This is a genomic window from Massilia phosphatilytica (assembly GCF_977014125.1).
In genome coordinates, this window is record NZ_CDRNIL010000024.1 from 21845 (window position 1) to 48403 (window position 26559).

Genomic DNA, 26559 nt, shown 5'->3' on the forward strand with positions numbered 1-26559 from the left:
ACTCTAGGCTTAAAGGCGAGGACGGTGGCACTAGCTAGGGCCGGGCCGATTCCGGCTGGGGGTATCGCACTCCTCGTCGGCCTGCCAGGCATTCGTAACACCCATCAACTAAACTCGTGGCGATGGCCTTCCCCAGTTTTGACGGACACATCCGATAGGTATGATGTCACTATCGGAGGTAATGCATGTCACGTGAACGAAGGTTCTTTTCAGAAGAGTTTAAGCGCGAAGCGGTCAAGTTAGCTAGTCAACCAGGCGCGAACAAGTCGGCGATCGCACGCGACCTTGGGATCGGCGCAAATCTGCTGGGGCGCTGGTGCCGCGGGCTGGATGAGAGCGAGGTGAACACCAAGGCCAGTGATAAGGTTTCGGTCGCCGAGTATGAACGGATGCGACGCGAGCTCGCCAAGGTTAAGACGGAGCGCGACATCCTAAAAAAGGCGCTCGGCTACTTCGCTGCCGACCCCAAGTGAAGTACGGCTTCATCGTCAAGCATCGGGCGATCTGGCCAACGCGAACGATGTGCCGTGTACTAGGGGTTTCCGCGAGCGGCTTCTATGACTGGCTTGACCGGCCATTAAGCGCACGCGAGCAAGAGAACGAGCGGTTGTTGAAGGCGATTCGGCTTAGCCACCAAGGGAGCGATGGAACATATGGCTCACCACGTGTATATCGCGATCTGCGCGATGCCGGAGAGACCTGCAGCGAAAACCGTGTCGCCAAGCTGATGAATGCCGCTGGCATCAAAGCCAGGCACAAGCGTCGCCGCACGCCAGGCCAATTGGAAGCGACCGTGCATTCGATCGCGCCCAACCTGCTGGATCGCCAGTTCGAAGCGACCGCGCCAAACCAAAAGTGGGCGGCCGACTTCACCTACGTCTGGACCGCTGAAGGCTGGCTCTTCGTGGCAGTCGTGCTGGATCTGTTCTCCCGGCGCGTGGTCGGTTGGTCGATGCAGCCGACGATGACGGCGCAGTTGGTGATGGATGCCTTGCTGATGGCGGTCTTCCGGCGCGGGCGGCCCCGAGCTGTTCTGCACCATTCGGACCAGGGCTCGCAGTACACGAGCGAGGATTTTCAACGGCTGCTCGCGGCACATGGCATCGTGTGCAGCATGAGCAGACGGGGCAACTGCTGGGACAACGCGGCGATGGAAAGCTTCTTCTCGACCTTGAAGACCGAACGCCTCAGTAAGCGGCTCTACAAAACCAGAGACGAGCTACGAGCGGACGTCTTCGACTACATTGAAAGGTTCTACAACCCAAAACGCAGGCACTCAACATTGGGCTACGTCAGCCCGGTACAATTCGAAAATCTACAATGCGCCTAACGGATGTGTCCGTGGAATTTGGGGAAGGCCAACCTGCGGTCAACCCCGGCGTCGGCAGGCGCCGCTACCGTAGACACCTTGCCATTGGCGAAGGCGAAGCTGCGAGAGAGCGTGGCGGCTATCGACAAAGGCGATATGCAAGGCGCATCGCGGCTGGCACTGTCTGCCTATCTCGATGGATTCGAGCCGGTAGAACCTGCACTTGCGGCAAAGGATGAATCTTTGTTCAACCACATCGAAACGACGATGGGCGCGTTTCGAAGCGCTATCACGTCGGGAAAACCAGCCGAAGCGCGGGTTATCGAGCAGCGCCTTCAGGACCTGTTGACCGAAGCCCAGGCGGCGCTTGGCGGAGCCAGCGATCCACTCTCGACCTTCATCGGTGCACTGACGATCCTGCTGCGGGAGGGCATAGAAGCGTTGCTGGTGGTAGTTGCAATGATCGCTTTCCTGAAGAAGGCTGATCGTCGCGATGTTCTGCCGTACATTCACGCGGGCTGGGTCGCCGCATTGACTGCCGGCGCCGCGACCTGGGGAGTGGCCACCTATCTTGTAGATGTGTCTGGCGCCAGCCGCGAAATGACAGAGGGCTTCTCCGCCGTGTTTGCCGCTATTGTCCTGCTCACGGTGGGAATCTGGATGCACCAGAAGAGTCTTGCCGGCCGCTGGCAGGCGTATGTGCGCGACAAGCTATCTTCGGCACTGACAAAGAGCTCGGCATTAATGCTGTTTACCTTGTCTTTTGTGACCGTCTATCGTGAAGTCTTCGAAACAGTACTGTTCTACGCGGCTCTGTGGAGCGATGGGAACGGTCCGTACATGCTCGCAGGTCTGGGGTGCGGAATCGCGATTTTAAGCGCGATCGCAGTCGTCCTGCTGCGGTCGTCTGCGCGTCTGCCGATAAGCCAGTTCTTCGCATTCAGCTCAGCCCTGGTTGCGGTGCTCGCCACGGTATTGATCGGAAAGGGAGTGGCCGCTCTGCAAAAAGTGGGGATATTCGAGAACACGGCGGTTAGCGCTCCGCACATCGAGATTCTTGGTATTTACCCGTCTTTGCAGACCTTGACAGCCCAACTGCTGCTCGTCGCCGTCGTAATTATTTCCGTTACATACAATCTGCGCTCTAGAAAAAACTTGAACGCAGAAAGTGCTTGACCCTCCAGTAACTGCAGAGTTTATAAATAGCGAATATCCGTACGTAAAGGTTCTGCATGGCGAACTGCTCTCATAACATATCGAAATTCCTCTTCATAGCGATACTATCCAATGTCTTGTCGACGGCACAGCCGCTTCATGCTGAAACAGTATTTGCGACTGGACAGGCATTCACATTGCGGGAAGCTGTTGCACGCGCTCAGGAAAGTGCACCTGGGGTTCAGGGCGCCAAGGCCGCGGTCGATAGTGCCGACGCTGCAGTGCAGGCCGCACGATTGCTTCCAAACCCGACATTATCCGTGGAAGCTGAAAACATTCTTGGCACAGGTCGTTATGCACGGTTCGGCGGAAGCGAAACGACCTACTCTGTCGCGATGCCGCTGGAACTTGGCGGGAAACGTAGTTCCCGCACTCGGGTCGCACAAGCCGAGCAGTCGGCGGCACAAATTGGTGTTGCCGTCGCCAAAGCAGACCTGACGTTAAAAATAACCCAGGCGTTCATTGCCGTCGCGGCAAGCGAACGGCGTCTCAGGATAGCGGATCAACGGCGGGAACTGGCAGTGCAGACTGAACGCGTCGCACACCTTCGCGTTGGTGCCGGCAAGGTCTCCCCTATCGACGAACAGAGAGCGTCCGCCCAGCGTCTCAGAGCGGATGTCGACGCAGGTCGTGCCGCGCGTGCGACAGAAGTGGCGCGAGCAAACCTGGCCCGATTAATCGGGGCAACACAACCATTGGCAATCGTGGCGCCGTGGTTCGACGATACGAGTGCAGAAGCCGGGATCGATGCGCCAGAAAGCTCGCTGTCACGCGCGGCCGCCGAGGCCCAGGTGGCGGCTGCCCGTGCGCGCGTAGATAGCGCGCGTCGCGCCCGCATCCCAGACCTGACCGTCAGCGCAGGTACGCGCCGGATAAAGGAAACAAGCGACACCGCCAGCAGTCGTCGCGCTATCGATTCCACTTCCCCTGTTCAACCGGGGCGATGCAGAGGTGGCCCGTGCGAGGGCCGAACTGGACAAGGCGGAAGCAGAACGCAACGCTGCCGCACTAGACCTCGCTGAAGCCCTTGCATCTGCCCGGGCCGACGTCACTGACGCTAGGGCGAGCGCCATATCTGCGAGCGGTCCCGAGCTAGCTGCGGCCCAGGAGGCGGCGCGTATCGCGCGTATCGGCTACGCCGAGGGCAAGTTTTCGCAACTCGATCTGATTGAGGCCGAACGCTCTCTGTCACAGACGCAGGAAGCTGCCATCGACGCCTTGGCCACGTTTCACGACGCCCGCGCTCGTCTGGCGCGACTGCTCGGACACCTCGACCCAATTTATAAGGACTGATTGATGCCCAAGTTTTACCGTCCCCTCATCTACGCGTGCTTGTTATGGCTGGCAGCGTGCTCCAAATCACCGCAGGCTGGCAGGGAACCAGCTGCCGAACAACCGCATGTGGAACACACGGGCGAACAGCGCAAGAATGACAAAACTGAAGAGGCAGAGAAACGGGAGTCGGCTGAGAAAGGTGAAGCCTCCGAGAAGGGTAAAGCCGACACCATTCGCATGACGAATGCACAACTTGTCGCATCGAGCATCGAGGTAGCACCAGTACGTCAGATCGCCACCGACTCGGTCGAAGCGCCAGGGATGATCGATGCGAGTCCTTCACGCTCCGAAGTGGTTGCGGTCGCCGTTGGTGGTCGGATTACCGCCCTGCACCGTAATTTAGGAGAGCCAGTAAATCGTGGTGATGTGCTCGCGGTCGTCGAAAGTGGCGAGGCGGCTCAGCTGAGAGCGGATTTGGAAGCGGCACGGCGAGACCGCGAACTCGCGCGGGGCACCTTGCAGCGCGAAGAGCGGCTGTTCAAAGAAAAAGTGTCAGCCGAACAAGACTATATCGCTGCCAAGGCTGCCGCAGCTGAAGGGCAGACACGTTACCGGCTCGCCGAGCAGCGACTGGCTGCTGCCGGAGGCAGCGGGAGTGGCCCCTTGAACCGTCTTGTGGTGCGCTCCCCCATCAAAGGCTACGTGGTTGCGCGCCAAGCGGTATTGGGCAACGTCGTTGGACCCAACACTGAGCTTTTCCGTATCGCCGACTTGTCCGAAGTGTCGGTCGCGCTGGCTTTGGCCCCCGAGGATGCCAGTCGTGTGCATGTGGGCGCCGCGGTGGACGTCTCCACGCCGACCCGCAATGGCACTGCACATATCGCCTTCGTATCGCGGGTGATCGACGCAAACACGCGTCAGGTGCAGGCCTTGGCGACCCTGCCGAATGCCCAAGGTCTCTGGCGGGTGGGTGAAACAGTTCGCGCTGCCGTCCTGCTGGAGCATCCGAACGGAAAGACTGTCCTGGCTGTCCCTCAGAACGCGCTGCAGACGGTCGAGGACAAGCCTTCCGTCTTCGTTCGTACGAATGACGGCTTTGCAGTCAGGCCTGTCACGCTCGGCCCGTCCAATGGCAATTATGTCACGGTCGTCTCTGGCTTGACGGGTGACGAGCGCGTCGCCGTGACCAACAGCTATGTACTGAAAGCCGAGCTGGGCAAAGGCGAAGGTGGTGATGATGATTAACATGACGCTTCCACGGATGCGAGGACGGGGCCTGAAATGATTGCTCGCATCGTCACCTTCGCGGTAGCCCGTCGTTGGCTGGTACTGTTCACAAGCTTGTTGGCGGCCCTGGCCGGTGCCGTCGCTCTGTCGCGCCTTCCCATCGACGCCGTGCCCGACATTACCAACGTCCAGGTACAAATCAATACGTCGGCTCCCGCCTTGTCACCGGCCGACGTCGAGCGGCAAGTAACTTTTCCTATCGAGACAGCGTTGGCAGGAATTCCGGGGCTGCAATCCACGCGTTCGCTGACCCGGCACGGTTTTGCTCAGGTCACGGCTGTGTTCTCGGAAGACACGGATATTTACTTCGCCCGCCAGCAGGTGGCTGAGCGCCTGCGCTCCGCCGAACGCGATCTGCCTACAGGTGTCGCTCCTGCCATGGGGCCTGTCGCCACCGGTCTGGGCGACGTTTACATGTGGACAGTGGAGTTTTCCGGCCGACACGAATCCGGGGCGAAGACCGGCCTGCAACCGGACGGCAGCTACGTGACGCCAGAAGGCACCCGGCTGCATAACGAGGTCGAGAAAACGACGTATCTGCGTACGATCCAGGACTGGATCGTAGCACCGCAGCTCAAGACAACGAAAGGGCTTGCCGGTATCGATGTCCTGGGGGGATACGTCAAGCAGTACGTGGTCATGCCCGATCCGCAACGACTCGCGGCGGCAGGCTTGACCATGACCGCCCTGGCCGAGGGGCTGGAACGCAACAATACCAGCGCAGGCGCCGGAATCGTTGAACGTAACGGTGAAGCGCTCACGGTGCGGGCCGATGCACGCGTCACCACGGTGGACGATCTCAGCAAGATCGTCGTCGCCACGCGTAACGGCACACCTATCCTCGTTTCGCAAGTCGCACAGGTTACCGTTGGCCATGCAGTGCGCTTTGGTTCTGCGTCGGAGTCCGGCCACGAAGTCGTACTCGGTACCGCCGTCATGCGGATAGGAGAAAATGGCCGGACCGTTGCCGCCGCGGTCGATGCACGATTGAAGGAAATTGCCCGCTCGTTACCAGCTGACGTTATCGTCAAGCCGGTACTCGATCGAACCCGGCTCGTCGACGCAACGATCCACACTGTCGCCAAAAACCTGATAGAAGGTGCGCTGCTGGTCATTGTGGTGCTGTTCGCACTGCTCGGCAATATCCGGGCCGCGCTGATCGCGGCTGCGGTCATTCCCATAACGATGTTGCTGACCTCGGCCGGCATGCTGCGGGCCGGCGTGACCGCAAATCTCATGAGCCTCGGTGCGCTCGACTTCGGGCTGATTGTTGATGGCGCCGTGATCATCGTCGAGAATGCCTTGCGACGTCTCGCTGATCGGCAGCACGACGCCGGCCGCGTACTGACCAAGGCTGAACGCCTTGAAGTGGTAGCGACCGCCGCGCGGGAGATGATCCGGCCTAGTGTCTATGGTCAGGGCATCATCATGCTGGTGTATGTTCCCCTGCTGACGTTCCAAGGGGTCGAAGGAAGGATGTTTATGCCGATGGCCGTAACGGTCATTCTGGCGCTCGCGTTCGCATTCGTCCTGTCGCTGACCTTTGTGCCTGCAATGATCGCCCTCTGGCTGTCGAAACACGTCGAGGAACAGGAGAACCGGTTCGTGGCGGGAACGACAAGGCGCTACGCCACCTGGCTCGACCGTGCCGTGGCACGGCCAAAGCTGACAGGTGGCATCGGTGTTGGCGCCCTGGGTCTGGCACTGCTGCTGTTTACGACGCTGGGCCAGGAATTCCTGCCAACACTCGACGAAAAAGACGTTCTGCTGCAAGCCTGGCGTATTCCGGGAACCTCGGTGGACCAAAGCCAGTCGATGCAGTTCGCGATCGAGAAAGCCGTGGCGAAGCTTCCAGAGGTCAAACTGGTCTTTTCCCGCACCGGCACCGCCGAACTCGCGTCCGACCCCATGCCGCCCAACGGTACCGATACCTTCATCATCCTGAAAGAGCGCTCCGAGTGGCCAGAACCAGGCATGTCGAAAGCCGAGGTGGTCGAGAAGATTGAGCGCGCTGTCGCCGTTCTTCCCGGTCAAACGTATGAGCTGACACAGCCTATCCAGATGCGTTTCAACGAGTTGCTGGCCGGCGTTCGAGGAGACATCGCGGTCAAGGTCTACGGTGACGACTTCACGACGATGACCCAGACGGCCGAACGGATTGCCGCCCAGTTGCGTGAGACCGAGGGAGCGGCCGATGTGCGGGTCGAACAGGTGGCAGGACTTCCCCTTCTCGATGCAAGGCTCGACCGGGACGCCATGGCCCGTGTCGGACTGACGGCCCAGGATGTGTACGGCACACTGGCTGCGGCGCTCGCCGGACAGGAAGCAGGTATCGTGTATGAAGGCGATCGCCGCTTCGAGGTCGTCGTGAAACTTCCCGATGCGGTAAGGCAGGACATCAACGGTCTGCGGCAATTGCCTGTTCCTACCCCGGCGGGCGGCTTCGTCCCCTTGGGGTCGGTGGCTTCGCTGGTTGCAGCCAAGGGACCCAATCAGATCAGCCGCGAGAACGGCAAGCGCCGCGTGGTTGTGCAAGCCAACGTTCGCGGTCGTGACATCGCCGGCGTGGTGCAGGAAGCGCAGGCGCGCATCGCGTCGCAGGTGCGGTTACCGGCCGGTACCTGGCTCGAATGGGGTGGCCAGTTCGAGAACCTGGAGCGCGCACGATCCCGCCTCGCGATCGTCGTGCCGCTTTGTTTCGTCTTGATCCTGTCGCTGTTGTACTCGGCGGTGGGCTCCTGGCGCAAGACCGCGATCATTTTCACTGAAGTACCGTTGGCCCTGGTCGGCGGTGTGGCTGCCCTATGGCTGCGTGGACTTCCGTTCTCTATCACTGCGGCCGTGGGTTTCATTGCCCTGTCGGGTGTGGCAGTGCTCAACGGCTTGGTGATGGTGAGCGCGATCGACGATCTCGCGACACGCATGCCTTGGGAGCGCGCAGTACGCGAAGGCGCGGTGCGGCGCCTGCGTCCGGTCATGATGACTGCCCTGGTAGCGTCCTTGGGATTCGTACCGATGGCCCTGGCGACAGGCGCTGGAGCGGAGGTTCAACGTCCGCTGGCAACAGTGGTCATTGGCGGGTTGATTTCGGCCACCTTGCTGACTCTGTTCGTCCTTCCTGCCCTTTGTGCTCGCTTCGCACGGCCGACGAACACGTCTGCCATGACGGAGAGAGGTAGAACGTCAGTCTCGTAAAAATGAGGACGGCTTCGTGCACGCACTCGGAATCTGCAATCACGTAAGCTCGACATCCTGAACCGCCCCGGGTTTTGTAGAGGCTCCATTGTTTGAGAAAATGGAGTCATGAAGAAGCAACCCAAGTATTCCCCTGAAGTGATCGAGCGCGCCGTGCGTATGGTCAGCGAGGCTGCCAGCGAGTACAGCTCGCAATGGGCAGCGATCGAATCGATCGCTGCCAAAATCGGCTGCACACCCGAAACGCTGCGCCGCTGGGTACGCCAGCAAGAGCGTGATACCGGCCAGCGTCCTGGTCCGACCACCACCGAAGACGAGCGCATCAAGGCGCTGGAGCGAGAGGTGCGCGAGCTGCGTAAGGCAAATGAGATCCTGCGTCTGGCGAGTGCGTTTTTCGCCCAGGCGGAGCTCGACCGCCGCTTCAAATCGTGAGGGCGTTCATCGACCAGTACCGCCATGCCTACGGCGTCGAGCCGATCTGCAAGGTGATGCAGGTCGCGCCGTCGGGCTACTGGCGTCACGCGGCGCAGCAGCGTAATCCGGCATTGCGCTGCGCCCGCGTCCAGCGTGACGATGAGCTGAGTGTCGACATTGAACGGGTCTGGCAGGCGAACATGCAGGTCTATGGGGCCGACAAGGTCTGGCGCCAGCTGCGCCGTGAGGGAACCGATGTGGCCCGCTGTACCGTGGAGCGTTTGATGCGCAAGGCCGGGCTGCGAGGCGTCATGCGCGGCAAGGTCGTACGCACAACGAATGCTGATGCAAAGGCGCCATGCCCACTCGACCGGGTCAACCGTCAGTTCAAGGCACAGCGTCCGAATCAGCTGTGGGTCAGCGATTTTACGTACGTTTCGACATGGCAGGGCTTCGTCTATGTCGCCTTCGTCATCGACGTCTTCGCTCGGCGCATCGTTGGTTGGCGCGTCAGCAGTTCGATGCGGACTGACTTCGTTCTCGATGCGCTGGAACAGGCCCTTTACGCGCGCCAGCCGGAACGAAACGCGTTGGTCCATCATAGCGACCGCGGCTCTCAATATGTGTCGATAAAGTACAGTGAGCGGCTGGCAGAAGCCGGCATCGAGCCGTCTGTGGGCAGCAAGGGGGACAGCTACGATAACGCCTTGGCCGAGACCATCAACGGGCTTTACAAGGCTGAATTGATCCACCGCCGCGCTCCTTGGAAAACACGCGAGGCCGTAGAGCTGGCCACGCTGGAATGGGTGTCCTGGTTCAACCATCACCGCTTGCTGGAACCGCTCGGCTATATACCGCCAGCCGAAGCTGAGGCAAACTATTATGCGCAACTGAGCAGTCAGGCTATCCCGGCCTGACTCACATAAACCGGCCTCCACGAAATCCGGGGCGGTTCATCCAGATAACCTACATGAATCAATAGCAAGCTATGTCCAGCGTTACGATGACCTACTTGGAAAGCACTTTTTCCATTCCCAAGATGGATTGCCCATCCGAAGAAAACTTGATCCGCATGGCACTTGGCAACCGTTCTGGCATTCGATCGTTAATGTTCGATCTATCCAAACAGGAACTTACGGTGGTACATCTGGGTGAAGCGGAAACGATATTGAGTCGGCTGCGCCCGCTGAACCTGGGCGCTGTACTCAAGGCTTCACAACCAGCTTTGACTCCTGAAAGTTCGTCCTCGGAAGGGCCACGATGGGAAAGCGTGTTCACCATTCCCAAGATGGACTGCGCATCCGAAGAGAACCTCATCAGGATGGCGTGCAACGATGACCTCCACGTACTGTCGATGTCGTTCGATTTGCCGAACAGGGAGCTGAAGGTGATGCATACCGGATCGGCCGAGCACGTGCTCGAACTGCTCCTGCCCCTCAGGCTGGGCGCCAGCCTGCGCAGTTCGAGCGCGGCGACCACCGATCCGGATCACTCACGGCATTCAAGCGACGAGGATGGGGCGGAGGCGCGGACTCTGCGCCTGCTCCTGGCGATCAACGGCGTCATGTTTTTTGTCGAGCTGCTCGTCGGGTGGATCGCACAGTCGGCGGGCCTGGTTGCCGACTCGTTAGATATGTTCGCCGACGCTGCAGTCTATGGACTGGCGCTGTATGCAGTCGGCCGTGCGGCGCATCTGAAGACGCGGTCCGCTCATATTGCCGGGTGGTTGCAGATGGCTTTGGCGATCGGAGCGCTCAGCGAGGTCGTCCGGCGCTTCGTGTACGGCAGCGAACCGCAATCGCTCCTGATGGTGGGTATTGGCCTGCTCGCCCTGGCGGCAAACGTGAGCTGTCTTGTACTTATTACCAAAAAGCGCGACAGCGGCGCCCACATGAAGGCAAGCTATATTTTCTCCGCGAACGACGTTGTGGCCAACCTTGGAGTGATCGTGGCCGGTGTACTGGTGAATTGGACCGGTTCGCCTTATCCGGACCTGGTCATCGGTATTATCATCGGCTTGGTGGTCCTCAATGGGGCGCGTAGGATCCTCCAACTGCGCTGAATTCGTAAGCCGTGATTGCTTCCTGTGGCAGGAAGGCGAAAGAACGAACTCGAATCCTTATGGCTACTCGAGGGCCTAACATGAGGTGTAAAAATGAACATGCGAATTGGCGAACTGGCGAAGCTCGCGGCCTGCCAACCCGAGACGATTCGATTCTATGAGCAAAAGGGGCTAATGCCGGCGCCGATCAGGTCGCATGCGAACTACCGCTTGTACGACGCCAGCCATGCTGATCGTTTGCACTTCATCCGCCGTTGTCGCGCGCTAGGAATATCGTTGGATGAAGTGCAGACTCTGCTAGGTTTTCAGGATCGGCCGGACATGACATGCGGCGGAGTGAACGATTTGGTCGACCAGCATATTCTTGAGATCGACCGGCAGATTGCAGACCTTCGTACCCTGCATGCCGAGCTTTCCGAACTGCGTAGGCAATGCGATTCTGCGCGTCCCGCTGCGCGGTGTGAAATCCTCAAACAACTGGGCGAAACCTCTTCGTCAGACGGTCCCAGAAGTGAACACGTCGCTGAGCGTTGAAGCAAGCTCGAGCACCATGAAAGGTAACGCGAAAGCTACCCGTGCCGTTGCAGCAACTCTTCTACTTCACTTTCCGGGACGACCAGTGGAAATGCGTAACGACCCATCCCTCACCTTTCTTTTCCAAGACTGCGGTTTCGGTCCCGATTAGGCGAACCGCCGAACCTTTATACGTGCCTTGCGTCTCGGTTTCCTGGATGACGACGGCCATGTCGCCACCTATCCGCTCGCTTCCTTTCACCACCTTCCGGCTTGTGTTCTTTGCGAAAGCGACATCGGCGGGAAGATGGTGCCCTGCGTATTCGTCCTTGGACTGCTCGACATGGCCACTCTCGAAGATCTGGACTGCGGGACTGAGTAGCGACAGCGCCTTTGCGGTATCACCGCTGGCGACCGCTGCATGGTACTCCCCAACGACCTCGGTCGGACTGGCGGCGAAGACGGGAAGTGATGTCACAGCAAAAAACGCGAGGCAGAACAGTCGGCGCATCGAGGCTCCTTATAGACCGAAATTACAAGCCTGACATTACACCAGAGATGGGTAAGCACCTCAAGATTTTCGGCAGTCCTACCTCGATACTTTGTCGTCATGGCCGGCAACTAGATTCCAATCACGTCCGAACTGCACGAACACGTGCAAATAGCTGCATCTTCAGCCACTGACGCACACGCGGCGTGTTCGACTCAAAAGGCAGATAGAACAGGTAAGCGCCGACAACGAGTACCAGATACATGCCGCCATACATGAGGTAATGGGACAACCGGTAGGGCGAGAGCTGGCCGAGACCCAACATCGACGCGAGCAGATGCCCCATCAACAGGATCAGTGGCACGTGCAGCACGTACAAGGTGAATGAAAAGTTCGCGAAGAACCGTCCCGTCCGGTCCAGCCAGTCCAGCTTGGGCCCCAAGCGGCGCTTGAACTGCATGCTCAACAGGAACAGTACGAGCAGCAGGCTGAAAACTAGATATTGCGGAAAGCCTTCCGGCGTGATGTCGGTTTTACCCTTCAGCCGGATGACGACGGCGCTGCCGACAAACAGGAACAGCAAGGACCAGCGCCAGAGCGGACCCGCCTCGATCTTCACCCGTGAGAACGCCGCGCCTAACAGCCATATCGAAAAATAAATCAATATGCTGCCGTGCACCAACTGGAAGATGGCGCCGATCGCCAACACTGCCGCCGCCCGCGTCGCGATTGTCCTGCCCCGAAACACCAGCACCAAGAGCGGGAACAGCACGTAGTACCAGGTCTCATTGGCCAGGCTCCATAACGGAAAGTTGCCGCCGAACGGGGGGACGATGAGCGTTTGCAGGCCAATCATGTTCCCGAAAAACGCGCTCATCGAGTACGGCTCGGACGTCGAAAACGACACGCGCGCCGTATCGAGGGCGCCGACGACAGCACCTGCAAGCAACACGATCAGGAAAGTCGGCACAAGCACGACCCACAGCCGCGAGACCCGGTCGATCGTGTAATTCTGAAACGCGCGGTCCGCGTCCAGCTTGTTGAGAAAGCTTCCGCCGACCAGCCAGCCACTGAGCACGAAAAAGACGATCACGGCAAGGTAAGCGAATCCGGCGCCGAACGCTAGGCCCTGAAACAGCAACGGGGGCTTCGTTACTGTGCCGAAGCCGGGATACATCTGGGCACGCAGATGTGCTGCGGCCACCACCAGCGCTGCGAGGCCCCTCAACAGGGAGATCAACATCGAGTGCCAACAGTCTTCCTGCAGATTCGTCTTTTCGAGAATGGTGATTTTCGGCATGACAGCCTCGCTGTGTGAACAAACCCGAATAACGATATAACCCAACCATTGTTGATGTCCTGACTAGTCCCAAGTGCAGTTGACGCCTGCAGGGCCTTGCTGGTCTTATCCGGTCCGAAGCGCCAAAAGCGCTGCCTTGATGCATTCTCTAGATTTGCGGTACCATGTTTGGATGATGCGCACGATCTTTCGCCTTCTGCTGTGGCTTTCGATCACGGTGCTGTCCCTGCAGGGCGGCGCTGCGATGGCGGTCGGGCAGCCTGAACAGGCCGTGCACGAAACAGTGGTCATGACCGGCCACCAACACCATCGGGCCGCCGCGCAAGCGGACGGAGAGCACTGCACCGAGGCTGGCTCGAAGACAGCGGTTTCGTCACACGCCAAGTGCGCCGCTTGTGCAAGTTGCTGCGTTGGCGCCGCCGCGCCTCCGGCACTACTGCCGACCTTCCACGCACCGCCGTTCTCTTCCTCGCTGCACGCTCTTGCGGAAGCCGCGATGACGTCCTTCGTCCCTCCCGCCCTCGAGCGACCACCACGCCTCGATCTCGTTTGATTTTTCCGCGCGCGCTGACGGCGCGCATCCGGGCTGCCTGGTGCGGCCCTCAATCAACACGAAACAAACCATGAAATTTTCAGACCTGCTGCTGTTCGCAGCTGGCGTGCCGCTGCTCGCTTGCGCGCAAGCGCAGCAGACCTTGCCGTCCGCCGCCGACGCGAATGCGCCTGTCGCGCCCCTGCAGTACCAATCCGTCTTCGCCGATGTCGTCGCGTCGAAGGAAGCGCCGCAAGCGCCCGATAAACGCTGGGCTCGCGCTAACCGCGTCGTCCTCGGCGAGGAAGCAGAAGCTTCCGTATCGGGCGAACAGTCCACTGCTGGCGTATCCCAGAAGGTCTCCACGCCAGAACACATGCACGGCAAGCACGAACACGAAGGAGCGCACCAATGAACTCACCTGTACGACCTGGCCTGCGTCGATTGGCCGTAGCGGTCAGCGCCGCGCTGCTCGCAGGCTGCGCGAGCTTTTCCCAAGATGGCGGACTCGATGATGTCGTCCGGATGACGCAGGAACGCATCGCCCAGCCGGCACCGTTGAAGCGGGACCAGGACTCGCGGGCCGAAGTGACCGCCCTGCTCTCCAAACCGCTCACCGCCGACGCTGCGGTGCGCATTGCCCTGCTCAACAACCAGGGCCTGCAGGCGTTCTTCGCCGAGCTCGCGATCGCCGAAGCGGACTTCGTCCAGGCTGGGCGTCTGCCGAACCCGGGCTTCAGCTTTGGTCGGGTACGCGGGGGTGGCGAGACCGAAATCGACCGGGGGCTGTCCTTCGACCTGGCAGCGCTCGTGACCCTGCCGGCCCGCACCCGCATCGAACGTCGGCGCTTCGAACAAGCCAAGCTGCAGGCGGCAATGCAGGCTGTGAACCTGGCGGCCGACACGCGCAAGGCGTATTACTCGGCCGTGGCCGCGGCGCAGGCCAGCCGCCTTCGCGGAAAAGGTACGCGGATCGGCCGAGGCGGCAGCCGAGCTTGCCGCGCGCATGCGCGCCACGGGCAACTGGAGCACCCTCGACGCCGCGCGTGAGCGCGCCTTCTACCAGGACGCCTTGACCCAGCAGGCGCAATCCCGCCTGCAAGCCACGACCGCACGCGAGGAACTGGTCCGCCTGCTGGGCCTGTGGGGCCCTTCCCTCGCATTCACCCTGCCGGACCGACTTCCCGATCTTCCCGCCCAGCCAGACCAGCCGGCCAATGCCGAAGCGACCGCACTGTTGCAGCGGCTCGACGTCCTCATCGCGCGTCAGGATGCGCAGGCGACGGCACAGGCGCTCGGCCTGACCAAGACGACCGGCTTCATCAATGTGTTCGATGCGGGTTACGCCAACAAAAGCACGACCGGCGCGCCGCGCGAGAACGGCTACGAGGTATCGCTCGAGTTGCCGCTGTTCGACTGGGGCGGCGCGCGCGTGGCGCGGGCACAGGCAAGGTACATGCAGGCGGTCCACCGTACCGGCGACATCGCCGTGAAAGCGCGCTCCGAAGTGCGCCAGGCCTATGCGAGCTATCGCACCGCCTACGACATCGCCCGCCACTACCGTGACGGGGTCGTCCCCCTGCGCAAGCAGATCGCCGACGAGGTGCTGCTCCGCTACAACGGCATGTTGGCGAGCACCTTCGAATTGCTTGCCGAATCGCGCGAACAGCTTGCGGCCGTCAACGCCTCCATCGCGGCGCAGCGCGATTTCTGGATCGCCGACACCAATCTTCAGACCGCCATGAATGCAGGCGGCAATACTGATTCAAGGACAGCACAATGATTTCCCGTCGAGATTTTTTCAAAGGCGCCGGCGCCGTCGCGGTAAGCACTGCCGCAGTCAGCCGTGTGGGCGCAGCATCGCTGCCCGAAGCGATGGTCATGGACAATGCAAAGACCCATGTGCCGCCGCCACCCGCCACCGGGCGTCCGTTCAACCCGGTCGTGACCCTGAACGGCTGGTCCCTGCCCTGGCGGATGAACAACGGCGTAAAGGAGTTCCACCTGGTTGCCGAACCGGTGGTGCGCGAGTTCGCTCCCGGTATGAAGGTCAACTTGTGGGGCTACAACGGCCAGTCCCCGGGCCCGACCATCGAGGTCGTCGAGGGTGACCGGGTGCGTATTTTCGTGACCAATAAACTCCCCGAGCACACCAGCGTGCACTGGCACGGCCAGCGCCTGCCGAACGGCATGGATGGCGTGACCGGTCTCACCCAGCCGGGTATCGCGCCGGGCAAGACCTTCGTCTACGAGTTCGTGGCGAAGCGCCCGGGTACCTTCATGTACCACCCCCATGCCGACGAGATGACCCAGATGGCGATGGGCATGATGGGATTCTGGGTGACGCACCCGAAGGACATCGGGCGGTTTGCCGTCGACCGCGACTTCGTGTTCCTGCTCAGCGCCTACGACATCGAACCGGGCAGCTATACGCCGAAGGTCAACACGATGCTCGACCATAACCTCTGGACCTTCAACAGCCGGGTTTTCCCGGGTATCGACACGATGCCGGTACGGCAAGGCGACCGTGTGCGCATCCGTGTCGGCAACCTGACGATGACGAACCACCCGATCCATGTTCACGGTCATGAGTTCGAGGTGACCGGCACCGATGGCGGCTGGACCCCGCCCGGCTCGCGCTGGCCGGAGGTGACCACGGACGTCGCCGTCGGCCAGATGCGGGCGATCGAGTTCATCGCCACCGACCCGGGTGACTGGGCCTTCCACTGCCACAAGTCACATCACACAATGAATGCGATGGGCCACAACGTGCCGACGCTGATTGGCGTTGACCACCGAGGCATTGCCGAGAAGATCAACAAGATCGTGCCGGATTACATGGTCATGGGCGACAAGGGCGGCTCGATGGGAGGCATGGAAATGCCGATCCCGGAAAACACTCTGCCGATGATGACTGGCGACGGGCCATTCGGCGGCGTCGAGATGGGCGGCATGTTCACCGTGCTGAAGGTGCGCAAGGACCAGAAGCGTGGCGACTACAGCGACCCGGGCTGGTACAAGCATCCGGCGGGTACGGTCGCCTACGAATGGACTGGTCAGTTGCCTGAGCCTGCACGCAGCAGCGATGCTGGACGCAGCCTGATGCCGGCCACCAGCAAGCCCGACGTCGAGCTGCAGGTGCGCAAACCCTCGGGGCATGCGGAGCATTAAGGCAAAGCACACTAGCAGCATGACGGAATGCCGGCATGAACATTGTGTCGGCACACTGCACGACGCCTGGCCTCTCAGTTCTTTCGCTCCAGATCCCGGATGTATTCCTTCATTTCGCCAATTTCCTTTTTCTGTGCAGCGATGATCCCGTCGGCGAGCTTGCGAACCCGCGGGTCGGTAATGTTGGCGCGTTCGCTGGTCAGGATGGCAATGGAGTGGTGGGGGATCATGGCGCGCATATAGGCCACGTCGCCCACCGTCGCCTGGCTGCGCACCAGCCATAGCGCACCAAGAAATACCACTAGGCTTCCGATAAGGATTCCTACGTTGACTCCTTTGTTCGGATACATCTTCCACATGAAAGCAAGCATCACGATTGCCATCGTGGCACCCATGATGAGTGCCATGAACGCTCTTGTTTCGCTGAAGAATATGTGGTCGTCTGAATAGACATTCAGATACATCAGCCCGAACATGACGATTGTTCCAGCCGCGATCATTTGAGCAAAGGTTGTGTATTTCATTGTTGCCATCGTATTGCTGCGGTGAGGTGCAGGCGAATCTTGCATTGATTTCTCCTTTAAAACGAATCGACGTAAAACAGCGCCGGGTTAACATGACCCGGCGCCCGATGCTGCCGGTTAGCGCGAGCAAGCCTTTCAGAAGTCCTGATCCTTTCTCTTGTCGCCGGTAGCGGGCATGAATCCGCAATCGCGGAATTGCTCGCACAGCATGTGCCGCATCTCGTTGATCTGGTTCTTCTGCGTCACGACGATGTTCTCGCAGTAGCGATGGAGGGAGTCGTGGTCGATGTCGCTCTTGACCTGGCAGTGCAGGCTGGGCGCGAGTGCGCTGAGATGATGGTTACTGAAGGTGCGCAGGAAGGTCTGGTTGAACTGTGCGCCGGCCGGCGTACTCTCGAGAGTCGCGATCATCCTTTGGCCGTCGGCGGTGAGTTGGGGCGTGTGCTGCATTCCGTACCAGTCGCGCAAAAAGCGCTGGGCCCGCATGATTTCTTCTCGCTGCGTGCGGTTAGCCTGGCGAGACATGGAGCGAATTTGATCATCGCTCGCCTTGGCCACGGTGGCGCCGTAGCCAGGTGTCGGCGACGTCCCTTCGCCAGGATTGCTGACAGGCGCATTGCGTTGCGTGTCCGTGCCGGCTGCCAGCTCGGTCATCCGCAATGCCGAGTAATGGTGGTCGATGATAAAGACGAGATAGTTCTTCTCGAACGTCGCAGTCGAGCCGCGACCCGGGCCGTCCGCGGACGCCGTGCCCGTGATCGCCACGAGCGCCAAACCCGCGAGTGCACGCGTGGCCAAGGTGCGGCAACGCGATACCGGCGTTGCAGCGTGCGTGAAATACAGATTAGTGCGTTTCATCTTTCTCTCCTGTATGGTTGTGATGCGAGGTTCAAGCCACAGTCTTTGCCTGCTTCGATGTGAGGCTGCGCCGGCGAGCCAGAGCAGCAACGCCGAGTCCGCCCAACAGCATCGACCACGTCGCCGGCTCGGGCACGGCCATAACGACATTGTTCGCCGCTGCCCAGTACACGGTGCCGTCGTCCTCCATGTTCTGGAAAGACACAGAGGTGAGCGGACGATCCGACAGGAACGCGACAAACGCGTCCTGTGAAGCATTCGACAGCGTGAATGTCTCGCTGTCCGCACCGGACACCGCGCTTAGCACGATGGTGCGGTCCGGCATGAAGGCGCCGAATGAATCGGTTCCGAAGAAGTTGCCACCGAAGCCGAATACCCCGGACGAGAACGCGTTGAACGTGATGACGTCGCTGGACATCGTTCCACTCAGCCAGATATCGCCCCCGCTTCCCGACGGGTAAAAGCCGCTGTCGCCAGGTCCTGCACTTACCTGGTAGGTGTAGGCGCCGGCCAGGCGGCTCAGGGGGCTGCCGGTTTCTACCATGGCCAGGTCGTCGAAGGTGTCGGTGGCCGAGCCGGACACCGCATTGAGAAAGGCAGCGCGGTCGGTGAAGACCGTGATGTCTGCATGTGCGGCGGAAGCCGCCATCGTCACGGCGCATGCGGCAAGCAGCTTCCGTGTAAGGAACAGACTGGAGTTCATCTTGCGGTTCCTTTCGTATGCGCCTTCCCGCTTCCTGCGGGAAGGCATTGTTATCGCGAACGCAAGCCCTCAAGCCGCCGCGGTCGATCCCATCCGGCGGCACTCCTCGGCGCAGCGCCGGCAAGCAGCCGCGCAATCCTGGCAATGCTGCATCTGGTGCTTGGCGCACTCGTCACCGCACGCCTGGCAGATCTGGGCGCAAAGCTGGCAGAGCGCTCCGGCGAATTCGCTGCCCCGGGCCATGAAGGCGGCAGCCAGCCGGCAGATCTGTGCGCAGTCCATGTCGAGTGCGATGCAGCGCGCCATCATCTTGACGTCGTCTTCCTGCAGGCAGGCCGTCGAACACATGTCGCAGGCGTCGGCGCAGGCGTTGCAGGCATCGATACATGATTGATACTGTTGTTGCATGACGTTCTCCTTGAATGGTTGAAAATACCTCTTCAAAACGTCCCTATGGATAGTGCGGGGGTGGTCATGGCCACCCCGCTTCGTGATCAGAACCAGATGCGCACGCCCGCAACGATCTGCGTGCTCTTGTTTCGTTCTCCCCTCGCCCGCGCATAGTCGGCGGTGTCGCCGAAGTTGCGCGCCCAGGTCACGCCGACATACGGGGCGAACTGGCGCCGGATCTCGTAGCGCAGGCGCAGGCCAAGTTCGAGATCGGACAGCCCGCTGCCCACGCCTCTGGCCGGATCGGAGCGGCTGTACAGGTTGGCCTCGACTTCGGGTTCGAGGATCAGCTGCTGCGTGAACAGCAGTTCGTAACGCACGTTGAAACGCGCGGCAAGCCTTCCACCGGACCAGTAGGCGGTCGCTTCCGTATCAAACCAGTACGGCGCCAGGCCGCGCACGCCGAAGGCCAGCCAGTTGCGCGAATCGCCGCCACCGCTGTCGTGGCGTACGCCGAGTTGGGTACTCCAGAAGGTCGCGAAGGTGCGGTCCCACAAGGCTTCCGTACGCAGGGACTGTAGGTGCCCTCCGCGCCGCTCACCCTCGGCCTTGAACCAGGCCTTGTTGTAGTCGTTCCCGTACCACGCTTCGGCGTCTAGATTCTGGCCGTGTTCGCCGTCACCCTTCGCGTATTCGAACTTGTCGAGCAGGATCCGGCCGAAGCGCATCTCGTCGTTCATCTCGTTGCCTGGCAGGTGCGCGAAGCTCGTGCCTTCGGCATAGGCGTCCGGATCGCGGGCGTCGGGCGGTGGACTGCCGCCCTGCATCGGGCCCATCTTCATGTCGTGGCCCATTCCGCCCATGCCGCCCATCGCTTGTCCCATGCTGTGGTCCATGCTTGGTTTGCCCTGTTGCGGCGCCGGCTTGGCGTCCTGCACCCGGTCGTCACCCGCATGATTCATCTGCGAGTGATCCATCCCGGACTGGTCCATCTGCGATTTTTCCATCTGCGTGTGGTCCATCCGCGAATGGTCCATCTGAGAATGGTCCATCTGGGAGTGATCCATTCCTTCCATCGTTTTGGACTGGCCCGTGCCGGATGTCTGGCCGGTTCCGCCCTCCTTCGGCGGCTCGGTCGTCTGGGCCGATGCCGCGTCCGCCGCCACGAGGCCAAAGATCAGCAGCGCGACCGCTGCACCGGTTTTCGTCGTTGCGGTTTTCATGAAACGACCACCTCCCTGAACATGCCTGCTTCCATGTGATAAAGAAGATGGCAGTGGTAAGCCCAATGGCCTGGGGCGTCGGCCGTCACCCGGTAAGTGACGCGCTGGGCCGGCTGCACGTTAATCGTGTGCTTGCGGACCAGGAACTCCCCGCTCGGCGACTCGAGCTCGCTCCACATGCCATGCAGGTGGATCGGATGGTTCATCATGGTGTCGTTCACCAGTACGATGCGCAACCGCTCGCCGTGCCTGAAGTGGACGGGCTTGGACTCCGAAAACTTCTGGCCGTCGAAGGACCACATGAAGCGCTCCATGTTGCCGGTGAGGTGCAATTCGATCTCGCGGGTCGGCTCACGGTCATCGACCGGTCCACCGATCGTGTGAAGATCGGCATAGGTCAGCACGCGCCTCCCGTTGTTGCGCAGATTGATGCCGGGGTCGTCGAGATTGGTGCGAGGCATGTCGACGTGCATGTCGACACCCGGGCCATACTCGGTGCGGGCGTGGGTGACTTTCGGAGGCGTGCCCTGGGCCATTGGCATCGTGTGGCCGCCGCCATGGCCGGCGTGCTGCATCGGCATCTGCATCTGCCCGTGGCCCTCGCCCATCCCGCTGTGAGACATGCCCGGCATGTCGTGCATGCCCTCCATCGAGTGCATGTCGTGCGGCGCCTTCCCTTCCTTGCCCGGCGCCTGGCCCATGCCCGACATGCCGCCCATGCTCCCCATTGCCATCGCGCCCATCATGTCCTGCATGGCCAGCCACTGGGGCGGATCCATATCGGGCACCGGGGCAGACATGCCCGCGCGCGGCGCCAGCGTCGCGCGCACGAAGCCGGAACGCCCGATCGACTGCGCGAAGATGGTGTAGGCCTGGTCGCCGGTTGGCTCGACCAGCACGTCATAGGTTTCGGCAACGGAAATCCGGAATTCGTCGACCGGCACGGGCTCGACGTCCTGTCCGTCCGCAGCGATCACCATCATTTTCAGACCCGGAATGCGAACGTCGAAGATCGTCGTCGCCGAGCCGTTGATGAAGCGCAGCCTGACTTTCTCACCCGGACGGAACAAGCCGGTCCAGTTCCTGTCCGTAGGCGTACCATTGATCAGGTAGGCCATCCTCACGCCCAGGTTGCGGCTGGCGGTCACGTCGCTGAAGTCCGTCGGCAACATGCGCATCTGGTTCCACATCTTGCGCTTGTCGAGCGCGGCCCCGAGGCCGTTCTTCCGTATGTCGTCCAGGAACTGGCCGATGGTCGGCTGGTTGGTGTTGAAGAAGTCGCTCATTTTCTTGAGCTTGGCAAAGACCTTGGCAGGATCGCCATCGACCCAGTCCGACAGCATGACGACGTAGTCACGGTCCGCCTTCACCCGTTCACCGTTCTTCGGCTCGATCACGATCGAACCGGCCAGGCCGCTCTGCTCCTGGAATTCGGAATGGCTGTGGTACCAGTAGGTCCCGCTCTGCTTGACCTGGAAGCGATAGGTGAAGGTCTGGCCCGGAGGAATCCCGGTGAAACTGATGCCGGGCACGCCGTCCATCTCCGCCGGCACCAGGATGCCGTGCCAGTGAATGGAACTCGTGACCGGCAGCCGGTTGGTCACGCGCAGCGTCACGGTGTCGCCCTCGCTCCAGTACAGGACCGGCCCAGGAACCTGGCCGTTGACCGCGGTGGCGACCTGCGGTGCGCCAGTGAAGTTGACCGGCGCCGGCACGATCTCCAGGTCGAATTCGGTGCCGCGCAAGATCGGCTGCGCGGCCTGACCGGCTGCCAGCAGTCTGGCTGGGACCAGCCCGGCGAGGGCGGCGGCCCCTGCGCCCTGCAGGAGCCGTCGTCGCCACCGGTTCACGGCACTCTCCTCAAAAACACGTTGCTGCATGAAGTATTCCCCTAGATGAAGTGATGAAACAATTGCCGCAGTACGGGCCCGCGTCGCGCACGCAGGCGCACTCGCAGCAAACCTCGCTGCGCAGCTACGTGGCGGATGCGGCCTGCGCGCACTCCCAAAGCGTGCGGGCTCCGCGCGTGTTTCGTCGATATCGAAGTTCGAATGAAGATGAATGGCTGGCAGGCATCGATCGATGGCATGTCGCGTGCATCCCGCATGCGCGACGTCTCCGACGGATGCCGGGAGAGCGTTCAGCCCACCTGGGAAGTCAACCGCGTGGCGGTCGCTCTATGCGGGATGGGATCCAGCCCGTGAAGGAGGAGATTGGGGAAACGGAGTCAGTTGCAAACTGCTCTGCTGGAAACCCAGCAACTGCGAACGGCGGGGGCGCCGAGGCGCCGATATAGCCGGCACTGCACGCCCGGCAGGAAGAATGCTTTTGGTGGGCGCCACTATCGCAGGGCATGTCATGATCTGCGGCGACGCTGGCGTGCGCTTGTGCGGTCGACTGGGTCATCGACATCGCCATCTCATGCTCGTCGCAGTCATCCATGACCGTAGCTTCCGGGCTTGCCGATGTGGTATGCGCCATTCTGCATGGCGATGTGATCGTGGCGGCGATGCCCTGCACGGGCAGCGACACGATCAGTATCCATAGCATGAGGACTCGAACGAATGGGCGCATGTAAATCAATCTAGCACATGCAAAAATGACATGTCCGCACGATACGGCACCGCAACGTTCGAAGCTTACCTGCCGATGGGATTGCCGATACTTTCGCATATGCTAGAATCGACGTGTGAAAGCCATCCTGAAAGTCTTGATCGTCTGGATGACGTTGCTGGCGGTGCCGCTCCAAGGCTTCGCTTCCGCGACGATGTCCTTCTGTGTGCCGCCAGTGGCGGCACTGGACAGTCACGACCACGAATCGATGGCCGACGACGTCGACATGTCCAGTGCTCACGCCCATGACGAGCACACGGGTCCGGACATACAGGCCGATCATCATCCCGCGTCTCATCATCAGGCCGGCAAGTGTGCCACCTGTGCGACATGCAGCGTCTGTTTGTCGATGGCACCGTCGTTCGTTGCCGTGCTACCGGCAACTGCTTCTTCGTCAACAACCATTCCCTTTGACCGGCATCTCTTGCCATCGGTCTACCTTGCGCTTCTAGAGCGACCTCCACGCGTCTGACCTTTCACACTGCTGAACGTTTCGTTCCTGCCAAGGCACGGACGTACCTGGCTACGCCTTCGTTGCCGGCACCTCAGCGTGCACAGCCCTTCTTTATCTGTAACTAAAACGGACCGCGTCAGGCCGGCAAGCGCCCAGGTTGCGCCAGCTTGCATACAGGCCCGTGGCCAAGATGCCGGTAAGCGCGAACGTCGCCGAGCCGGATAGGGACGCTACATAAGCCGCCCGCGCGCGTCTGTCGGCCGTGGCCATGTTTTCGGTTGCCCTCAACATGACCCCGCCAGCAAGGAACACTTCACCGACCCATAGGCTGATCAGGCCGAGGTGGATCCAGTCCGCCAGCAAGGGCAGGCTGAAGTCGCCTTCGCTGGCGGCGTGGCTGACCATGCCGCGCGTGTACCAGAATACGGCAAGCGCCGCCAAAGTCAGCAGTGCAGGCACCTGGTTGCGATCGCCGCGCATGCAGGTTCCGAAGGTAGCCATGGCTAGCCCGAACATCCCAATGGACCACGCGAGCCCAAGGTGTGTCGAGGTCAGCATCGACCAGGTGGCGCCAGCCGCTTCAGTCACTGGGACCTCGGCCATGGCCGCCGATTCCAGCCACAACAGCGCCGCGTTCGCGGCCAGAGCGACGACGACACCGGTCAAGGCAGTCTTGCGGACGGACTGGCGGCGCGCGTCGGCCCAGCTGGATGCGTCACGACTAATCCACAAGCGCGAAGCGCTCGCTCCCGTGACGAGGGCTACCGCGACGTTCAGGAGGGCAGTGACGACGTGCTGGACAGCTTGCAGGTCCAGCCCCATCACTTGACCTTGAACGTGACTTCGCCCTTTGCCTTATGGCCGTCGTGGGTCATCGTCGACCACTGGATGTGATACTCGCCCGAGGACAGCGGTGGTAGCGGCGCCGTCATGACGGTAGGATCCGCCTTGTCGACGGTGGTCGCGGTGACCGGGATTTCGTTATTTTGGGGTCCCATCACTTTGATTTTGCTGAACGCAGGCTCGAGCGCCTCGTTGAACTTGAGGCGCACCTGCTTCGGTGCATCTCCGAGCGTGCTGCCGGCTTGGGGATCCGATGATTGCAACTTGGCGTGTGCGAATGCGACCGAAGTTACGGTACTTGCGAAAGCGAAGGTGGCCAGGGCCAAAATGTGTTTGATGGGCATGTTTTTATTCCTGATTCTTTGGTTGGGTCGAGGTATGGGTGTGGAGCGTTCTGCCCGCAGCGCCGACAGAACGCCTGCAGCTTCAGTTGGCCGCTTCCAGTTTGGTCACGGTGAAGGTCCCGTTGATGCGTTCGACACGCAGTCGGATCTTGTCGCCAGTTTTCACTTGGTCGAGCATTGCCGGATCCTGCACCTTGAAGGACATGGTCATACCAGGCATGTTTAGATTGGTCAGCGGGCCATGTTGTACCGTCAGCTTGCCGGTGTCCTTGTCGACTTTCTTGACCTCGCCATCGGTCAGCGCATTCGCATCATCCTGCGAAGCGGCAGGCGCGGCGTGGTGCTGACCGATGGCGAGGTCAAGAAAGTCGACAAGGACACCGGCAAGCTGACGGTACAACATGGCCCGTGACCAAACTGGAAGCGAGCTGAAGCTGCAGGCGTTCTGTCGGCGCTGCGGGCAGACGCTCCACACCATACCTCGAGCCGACCGAAGAATGCGGAATTAAAGCGTGCCGATCGAACGCCTTTTGGCCCTGGCCGCCTTCGCTTTCGCAAGTACCGCTGAGCTTCGTCGCATTCGCACACGCCAAGTTGCAATCATCGGAATTGCCCAAGCCGGCAGCGCGCTCGGAGATGCACCGAAGCCGGTGCGCGTCACTCAACGAGGCGCTCAAGACTGCTGCGTTCAGGCAAAATCGAGTGATGGGACCCCGAAGATGACGAAATGCCCGGTCACCGCGACCACCAGTCGACAAGGCGGTCCCTACCGTCATGACGGCGCCGCTACCACCGCTGCTCGGGCGAGTATCACATCCAGTGGTCGACGATGACCCACGAACGGCCCAGATAAGGCAATGGGCGAAGTCACGTTCAAGGTCAAGTGATGGGGCTGGACCTGCAAGCTGTCCAGCACGTCGTCACTGCCCTCCTGAACGTCGCGGTAGCCCTCGTCACGGGAGCGAGCGCTTCGCGCTTGTGGATTAGTCGTGACGCATCCAGCTGGCCGACGCGCGCCGCCAGTCCGTCCGCAAGACTCCTTGACCGGTGTCGTCGTCTGGCTTCCGGCGAACGCGGCGCTGTTGTGGCTCGAGATCGGCGGCCATGGCCGAGGTCCCAGTGTGACTGAAGCGGCTGGCGCCGCCTGGTCGATGCTGACCTCGACACACCTTGGGCTCGCGTGGTCCATTGGGATGTTCGGGCTAGCCATGGCTACCTTCGGAACCTGCATGCGCGGCGATCGCGACCAGGTGCCTGCACTGCTGAGCTTTGGCGGCGCTTGCCGTATTCTGGTACACGCGCGGCATGGTCAGCCACGCCGCCAGCGAAGGCGACTTCAGCCTGCCCTTGCTGGCGGACTGCGAGCCGACCTCGGCCTGATCAGCCTATGGGTCGGTGAAGTGTTCCTTGCTGGCGGGGTCATGTTGAGGGCAACCGAAAACATGGCCACGGCCGACAGACGCGCGCGGGCGGCTTATGTAGCGTCCCTATCCGGCTCGGCGACGTTCGCGCTTACCGGCATCTTGGCCACGGGCCTGTATGCAAGCTGGCGCAACCTGGGCGGATTCGAAAACCTGGTCGGCAACCCGTATGGCAAAACGCTTGTAGCGAAGCTGCTGCTCGTAGGCGTTGCGACGATGCTGGGTGGGATCAATCGCTTTGTCGTGATGCCGCCGTGGCTCGCGCGCGAGTCCGCAGGAAATGCCGCCCCCGAGCTTTTACCGATGCGGTTCAAGCGCATACTTTGGATCGAAGCGCTTGTATTGCTTACGGTCGTTGTTCTGGCGGCCTGGCTTGCATCGACATCGCCCCAGAGCAACGGGAACGTGCAGACGTACTGAGTG

26 protein-coding genes, 1 pseudogene and 1 other annotated feature are annotated in these 26559 nt (G+C 61.0%); of the genes and pseudogenes, 16 read left to right on the forward strand and 11 right to left on the reverse strand.

What is annotated here, in order from left to right; all coding sequences use genetic code 11:
- Nucleotides 1-185: 185 nt before the first annotated feature.
- The 9 genes and pseudogenes from ACWNCF_RS01015 to cadR all read left to right on the forward strand — a co-directional run bounded on the left by ACWNCF_RS01015 (nucleotide 186) and on the right by cadR (nucleotide 11291).
- Nucleotides 186-1330, forward strand: a protein-coding gene (locus tag ACWNCF_RS01015; protein WP_449405701.1) for an IS3 family transposase whose coding sequence is annotated in 2 segments (ribosomal slippage) — nucleotides 186-444 and nucleotides 444-1330 — 1146 coding nt in all. Because the reading frame shifts where the segments join, the coding sequence is not laid out codon by codon here.
- Between the two features lie 27 nt (nucleotides 1331-1357).
- A pseudogene (locus ACWNCF_RS01020) lies at nucleotides 1358-2485 on the forward strand (FTR1 family iron permease); the annotation flags it as partial.
- A 56-nt stretch (nucleotides 2486-2541) separates the two neighbouring features.
- Nucleotides 2542-3546, forward strand: a complete 1005-nt coding sequence (locus ACWNCF_RS01025) for a TolC family protein (RefSeq protein ID WP_449405702.1) — start codon at nucleotides 2542-2544, stop codon at nucleotides 3544-3546.
- The gene (locus ACWNCF_RS01030) at nucleotides 3476-3817 is read left to right on the forward strand and encodes a TolC family protein (RefSeq protein WP_449405703.1); all 342 of its coding nucleotides are present in this window, start codon (nucleotides 3476-3478) and stop codon (nucleotides 3815-3817) included. Before ACWNCF_RS01025 ends, ACWNCF_RS01030 begins: the two co-directional genes overlap by 71 nt.
- Nucleotides 3818-3925: 108 nt before the next feature.
- Nucleotides 3926-5044: an efflux RND transporter periplasmic adaptor subunit gene (locus ACWNCF_RS01035; RefSeq protein WP_449405704.1), complete on the forward strand. Its 1119-nt coding sequence runs from the start codon at nucleotides 3926-3928 to the stop codon at nucleotides 5042-5044.
- 36 nt (nucleotides 5045-5080) lie between these two features.
- The gene (locus ACWNCF_RS01040; RefSeq protein WP_449405705.1) at nucleotides 5081-8281 is read left to right on the forward strand and encodes an efflux RND transporter permease subunit; all 3201 of its coding nucleotides are present in this window, start codon (nucleotides 5081-5083) and stop codon (nucleotides 8279-8281) included.
- Nucleotides 8282-8389: 108 nt separating this feature from the next.
- A protein-coding gene (locus ACWNCF_RS01045; protein WP_449405706.1) for an IS3 family transposase occupies nucleotides 8390-9612 on the forward strand; the annotation gives its coding sequence in 2 pieces (ribosomal slippage) (nucleotides 8390-8678 and nucleotides 8678-9612; 1224 coding nt in all).
- Nucleotides 8668-8784: a sequence feature (AL1L pseudoknot), on the forward strand. It overlaps the preceding gene by 117 nt.
- A gap of 86 nt (nucleotides 9613-9698) precedes the next feature.
- Nucleotides 9699-10757 (forward strand): cation transporter, encoded by a 1059-nt coding sequence (locus ACWNCF_RS01050; RefSeq protein WP_075796717.1) that lies wholly within the window; start codon nucleotides 9699-9701, stop codon nucleotides 10755-10757.
- Between the two features lie 93 nt (nucleotides 10758-10850).
- Complete coding sequence (cadR, locus tag ACWNCF_RS01055) at nucleotides 10851-11291, forward strand: Cd(II)/Pb(II)-responsive transcriptional regulator (protein ID WP_075796155.1); 441 nt, start codon at nucleotides 10851-10853, stop codon at nucleotides 11289-11291.
- A gap of 61 nt (nucleotides 11292-11352) precedes the next feature.
- Here cadR and ACWNCF_RS01060 read toward each other — a convergent pair whose 3' ends face one another.
- Nucleotides 11353-11781, reverse strand: coding sequence for a YybH family protein (locus ACWNCF_RS01060; protein ID WP_075796154.1), 429 nt, complete (start codon nucleotides 11779-11781; stop codon nucleotides 11353-11355).
- A gap of 121 nt (nucleotides 11782-11902) precedes the next feature.
- A complete protein-coding gene (locus ACWNCF_RS01065; protein WP_449405707.1) occupies nucleotides 11903-13060 on the reverse strand; it encodes an acyltransferase family protein in 1158 nt (385 codons plus the stop codon).
- A gap of 172 nt (nucleotides 13061-13232) precedes the next feature.
- Between ACWNCF_RS01065 and ACWNCF_RS01070 the strand changes: the two genes are divergently transcribed.
- From ACWNCF_RS01070 to ACWNCF_RS01090, 5 genes are read left to right on the forward strand one after another with little or no spacing between them, the layout of a single operon-like run.
- Complete coding sequence (locus ACWNCF_RS01070) at nucleotides 13233-13613, forward strand: hypothetical protein (protein ID WP_075796152.1); 381 nt, start codon at nucleotides 13233-13235, stop codon at nucleotides 13611-13613.
- A 40-nt stretch (nucleotides 13614-13653) separates the two neighbouring features.
- Nucleotides 13654-14007: a hypothetical protein gene (locus ACWNCF_RS01075; protein ID WP_449405708.1), complete on the forward strand. Its 354-nt coding sequence runs from the start codon at nucleotides 13654-13656 to the stop codon at nucleotides 14005-14007.
- Nucleotides 14004-14642: a TolC family protein gene (locus ACWNCF_RS01080; RefSeq protein ID WP_449405709.1), complete on the forward strand. Its 639-nt coding sequence runs from the start codon at nucleotides 14004-14006 to the stop codon at nucleotides 14640-14642. The genes ACWNCF_RS01075 and ACWNCF_RS01080 overlap by 4 nt, the downstream gene beginning before the upstream one ends.
- Nucleotides 14599-15375: a TolC family protein gene (locus tag ACWNCF_RS01085; RefSeq protein WP_449405710.1), complete on the forward strand. Its 777-nt coding sequence runs from the start codon at nucleotides 14599-14601 to the stop codon at nucleotides 15373-15375. Before ACWNCF_RS01080 ends, ACWNCF_RS01085 begins: the two co-directional genes overlap by 44 nt.
- A complete protein-coding gene (locus ACWNCF_RS01090) occupies nucleotides 15372-16763 on the forward strand; it encodes a copper oxidase (RefSeq protein ID WP_075796149.1) in 1392 nt (463 codons plus the stop codon). The genes ACWNCF_RS01085 and ACWNCF_RS01090 overlap by 4 nt, the downstream gene beginning before the upstream one ends.
- A 74-nt stretch (nucleotides 16764-16837) precedes the next feature.
- On the opposite strand, the gene ACWNCF_RS01095 is transcribed toward ACWNCF_RS01090, so the two are convergent.
- The 6 genes from ACWNCF_RS01095 to ACWNCF_RS01120 all read right to left on the reverse strand — a co-directional run bounded on the left by ACWNCF_RS01095 (nucleotide 16838) and on the right by ACWNCF_RS01120 (nucleotide 22341).
- The gene (locus ACWNCF_RS01095) at nucleotides 16838-17332 is read right to left on the reverse strand and encodes a DUF305 domain-containing protein (protein WP_449405711.1); all 495 of its coding nucleotides are present in this window, start codon (nucleotides 17330-17332) and stop codon (nucleotides 16838-16840) included.
- A gap of 90 nt (nucleotides 17333-17422) precedes the next feature.
- A complete protein-coding gene (locus tag ACWNCF_RS01100; RefSeq protein WP_449405712.1) occupies nucleotides 17423-18052 on the reverse strand; it encodes a DUF305 domain-containing protein in 630 nt (209 codons plus the stop codon).
- A 124-nt stretch (nucleotides 18053-18176) separates the two neighbouring features.
- The gene (locus ACWNCF_RS01105) at nucleotides 18177-18848 is read right to left on the reverse strand and encodes a PEP-CTERM sorting domain-containing protein (RefSeq protein WP_075796146.1); all 672 of its coding nucleotides are present in this window, start codon (nucleotides 18846-18848) and stop codon (nucleotides 18177-18179) included.
- A 69-nt stretch (nucleotides 18849-18917) separates the two neighbouring features.
- Nucleotides 18918-19256: a four-helix bundle copper-binding protein gene (locus tag ACWNCF_RS01110; protein ID WP_075796145.1), complete on the reverse strand. Its 339-nt coding sequence runs from the start codon at nucleotides 19254-19256 to the stop codon at nucleotides 18918-18920.
- A gap of 86 nt (nucleotides 19257-19342) precedes the next feature.
- The gene (locus ACWNCF_RS01115; RefSeq protein ID WP_229503780.1) at nucleotides 19343-20461 is read right to left on the reverse strand and encodes a copper resistance protein B; all 1119 of its coding nucleotides are present in this window, start codon (nucleotides 20459-20461) and stop codon (nucleotides 19343-19345) included.
- Nucleotides 20458-22341, reverse strand: coding sequence for a copper resistance system multicopper oxidase (locus ACWNCF_RS01120; protein WP_075796144.1), 1884 nt, complete (start codon nucleotides 22339-22341; stop codon nucleotides 20458-20460). Before ACWNCF_RS01120 ends, ACWNCF_RS01115 begins: the two co-directional genes overlap by 4 nt.
- Before the next feature lie 809 nt (nucleotides 22342-23150).
- Here ACWNCF_RS01120 and ACWNCF_RS01125 point away from each other — a divergent pair.
- A complete protein-coding gene (locus ACWNCF_RS01125; protein ID WP_075796143.1) occupies nucleotides 23151-23546 on the forward strand; it encodes a DUF2946 family protein in 396 nt (131 codons plus the stop codon).
- Between the two features lie 93 nt (nucleotides 23547-23639).
- Here the strand turns inward: ACWNCF_RS01125 and ACWNCF_RS01130 are convergent, their stop codons facing one another.
- The 3 genes from ACWNCF_RS01130 to ACWNCF_RS01140 form a co-directional block, all read right to left on the reverse strand.
- The gene (locus tag ACWNCF_RS01130) at nucleotides 23640-24350 is read right to left on the reverse strand and encodes a hypothetical protein (protein WP_449405713.1); all 711 of its coding nucleotides are present in this window, start codon (nucleotides 24348-24350) and stop codon (nucleotides 23640-23642) included.
- On the reverse strand, nucleotides 24350-24715 hold the full coding sequence (gene copC, locus ACWNCF_RS01135; protein ID WP_075796141.1) for a copper homeostasis periplasmic binding protein CopC: 366 nt from the start codon (nucleotides 24713-24715) through the stop codon (nucleotides 24350-24352). The genes ACWNCF_RS01130 and copC overlap by 1 nt, the downstream gene beginning before the upstream one ends.
- 82 nt (nucleotides 24716-24797) lie before the next feature.
- Nucleotides 24798-25193, reverse strand: a complete 396-nt coding sequence (locus ACWNCF_RS01140; protein ID WP_449405714.1) for a copper-binding protein — start codon at nucleotides 25191-25193, stop codon at nucleotides 24798-24800.
- Nucleotides 25194-25704: 511 nt separating this feature from the next.
- On the opposite strand from ACWNCF_RS01140, the gene ACWNCF_RS01145 reads away from it, so the two are divergent.
- On the forward strand, nucleotides 25705-26556 hold the full coding sequence (locus ACWNCF_RS01145) for a CopD family protein (RefSeq protein WP_449405715.1): 852 nt from the start codon (nucleotides 25705-25707) through the stop codon (nucleotides 26554-26556).
- The last annotated feature ends 3 nt before the right edge of the window (nucleotides 26557-26559 follow it).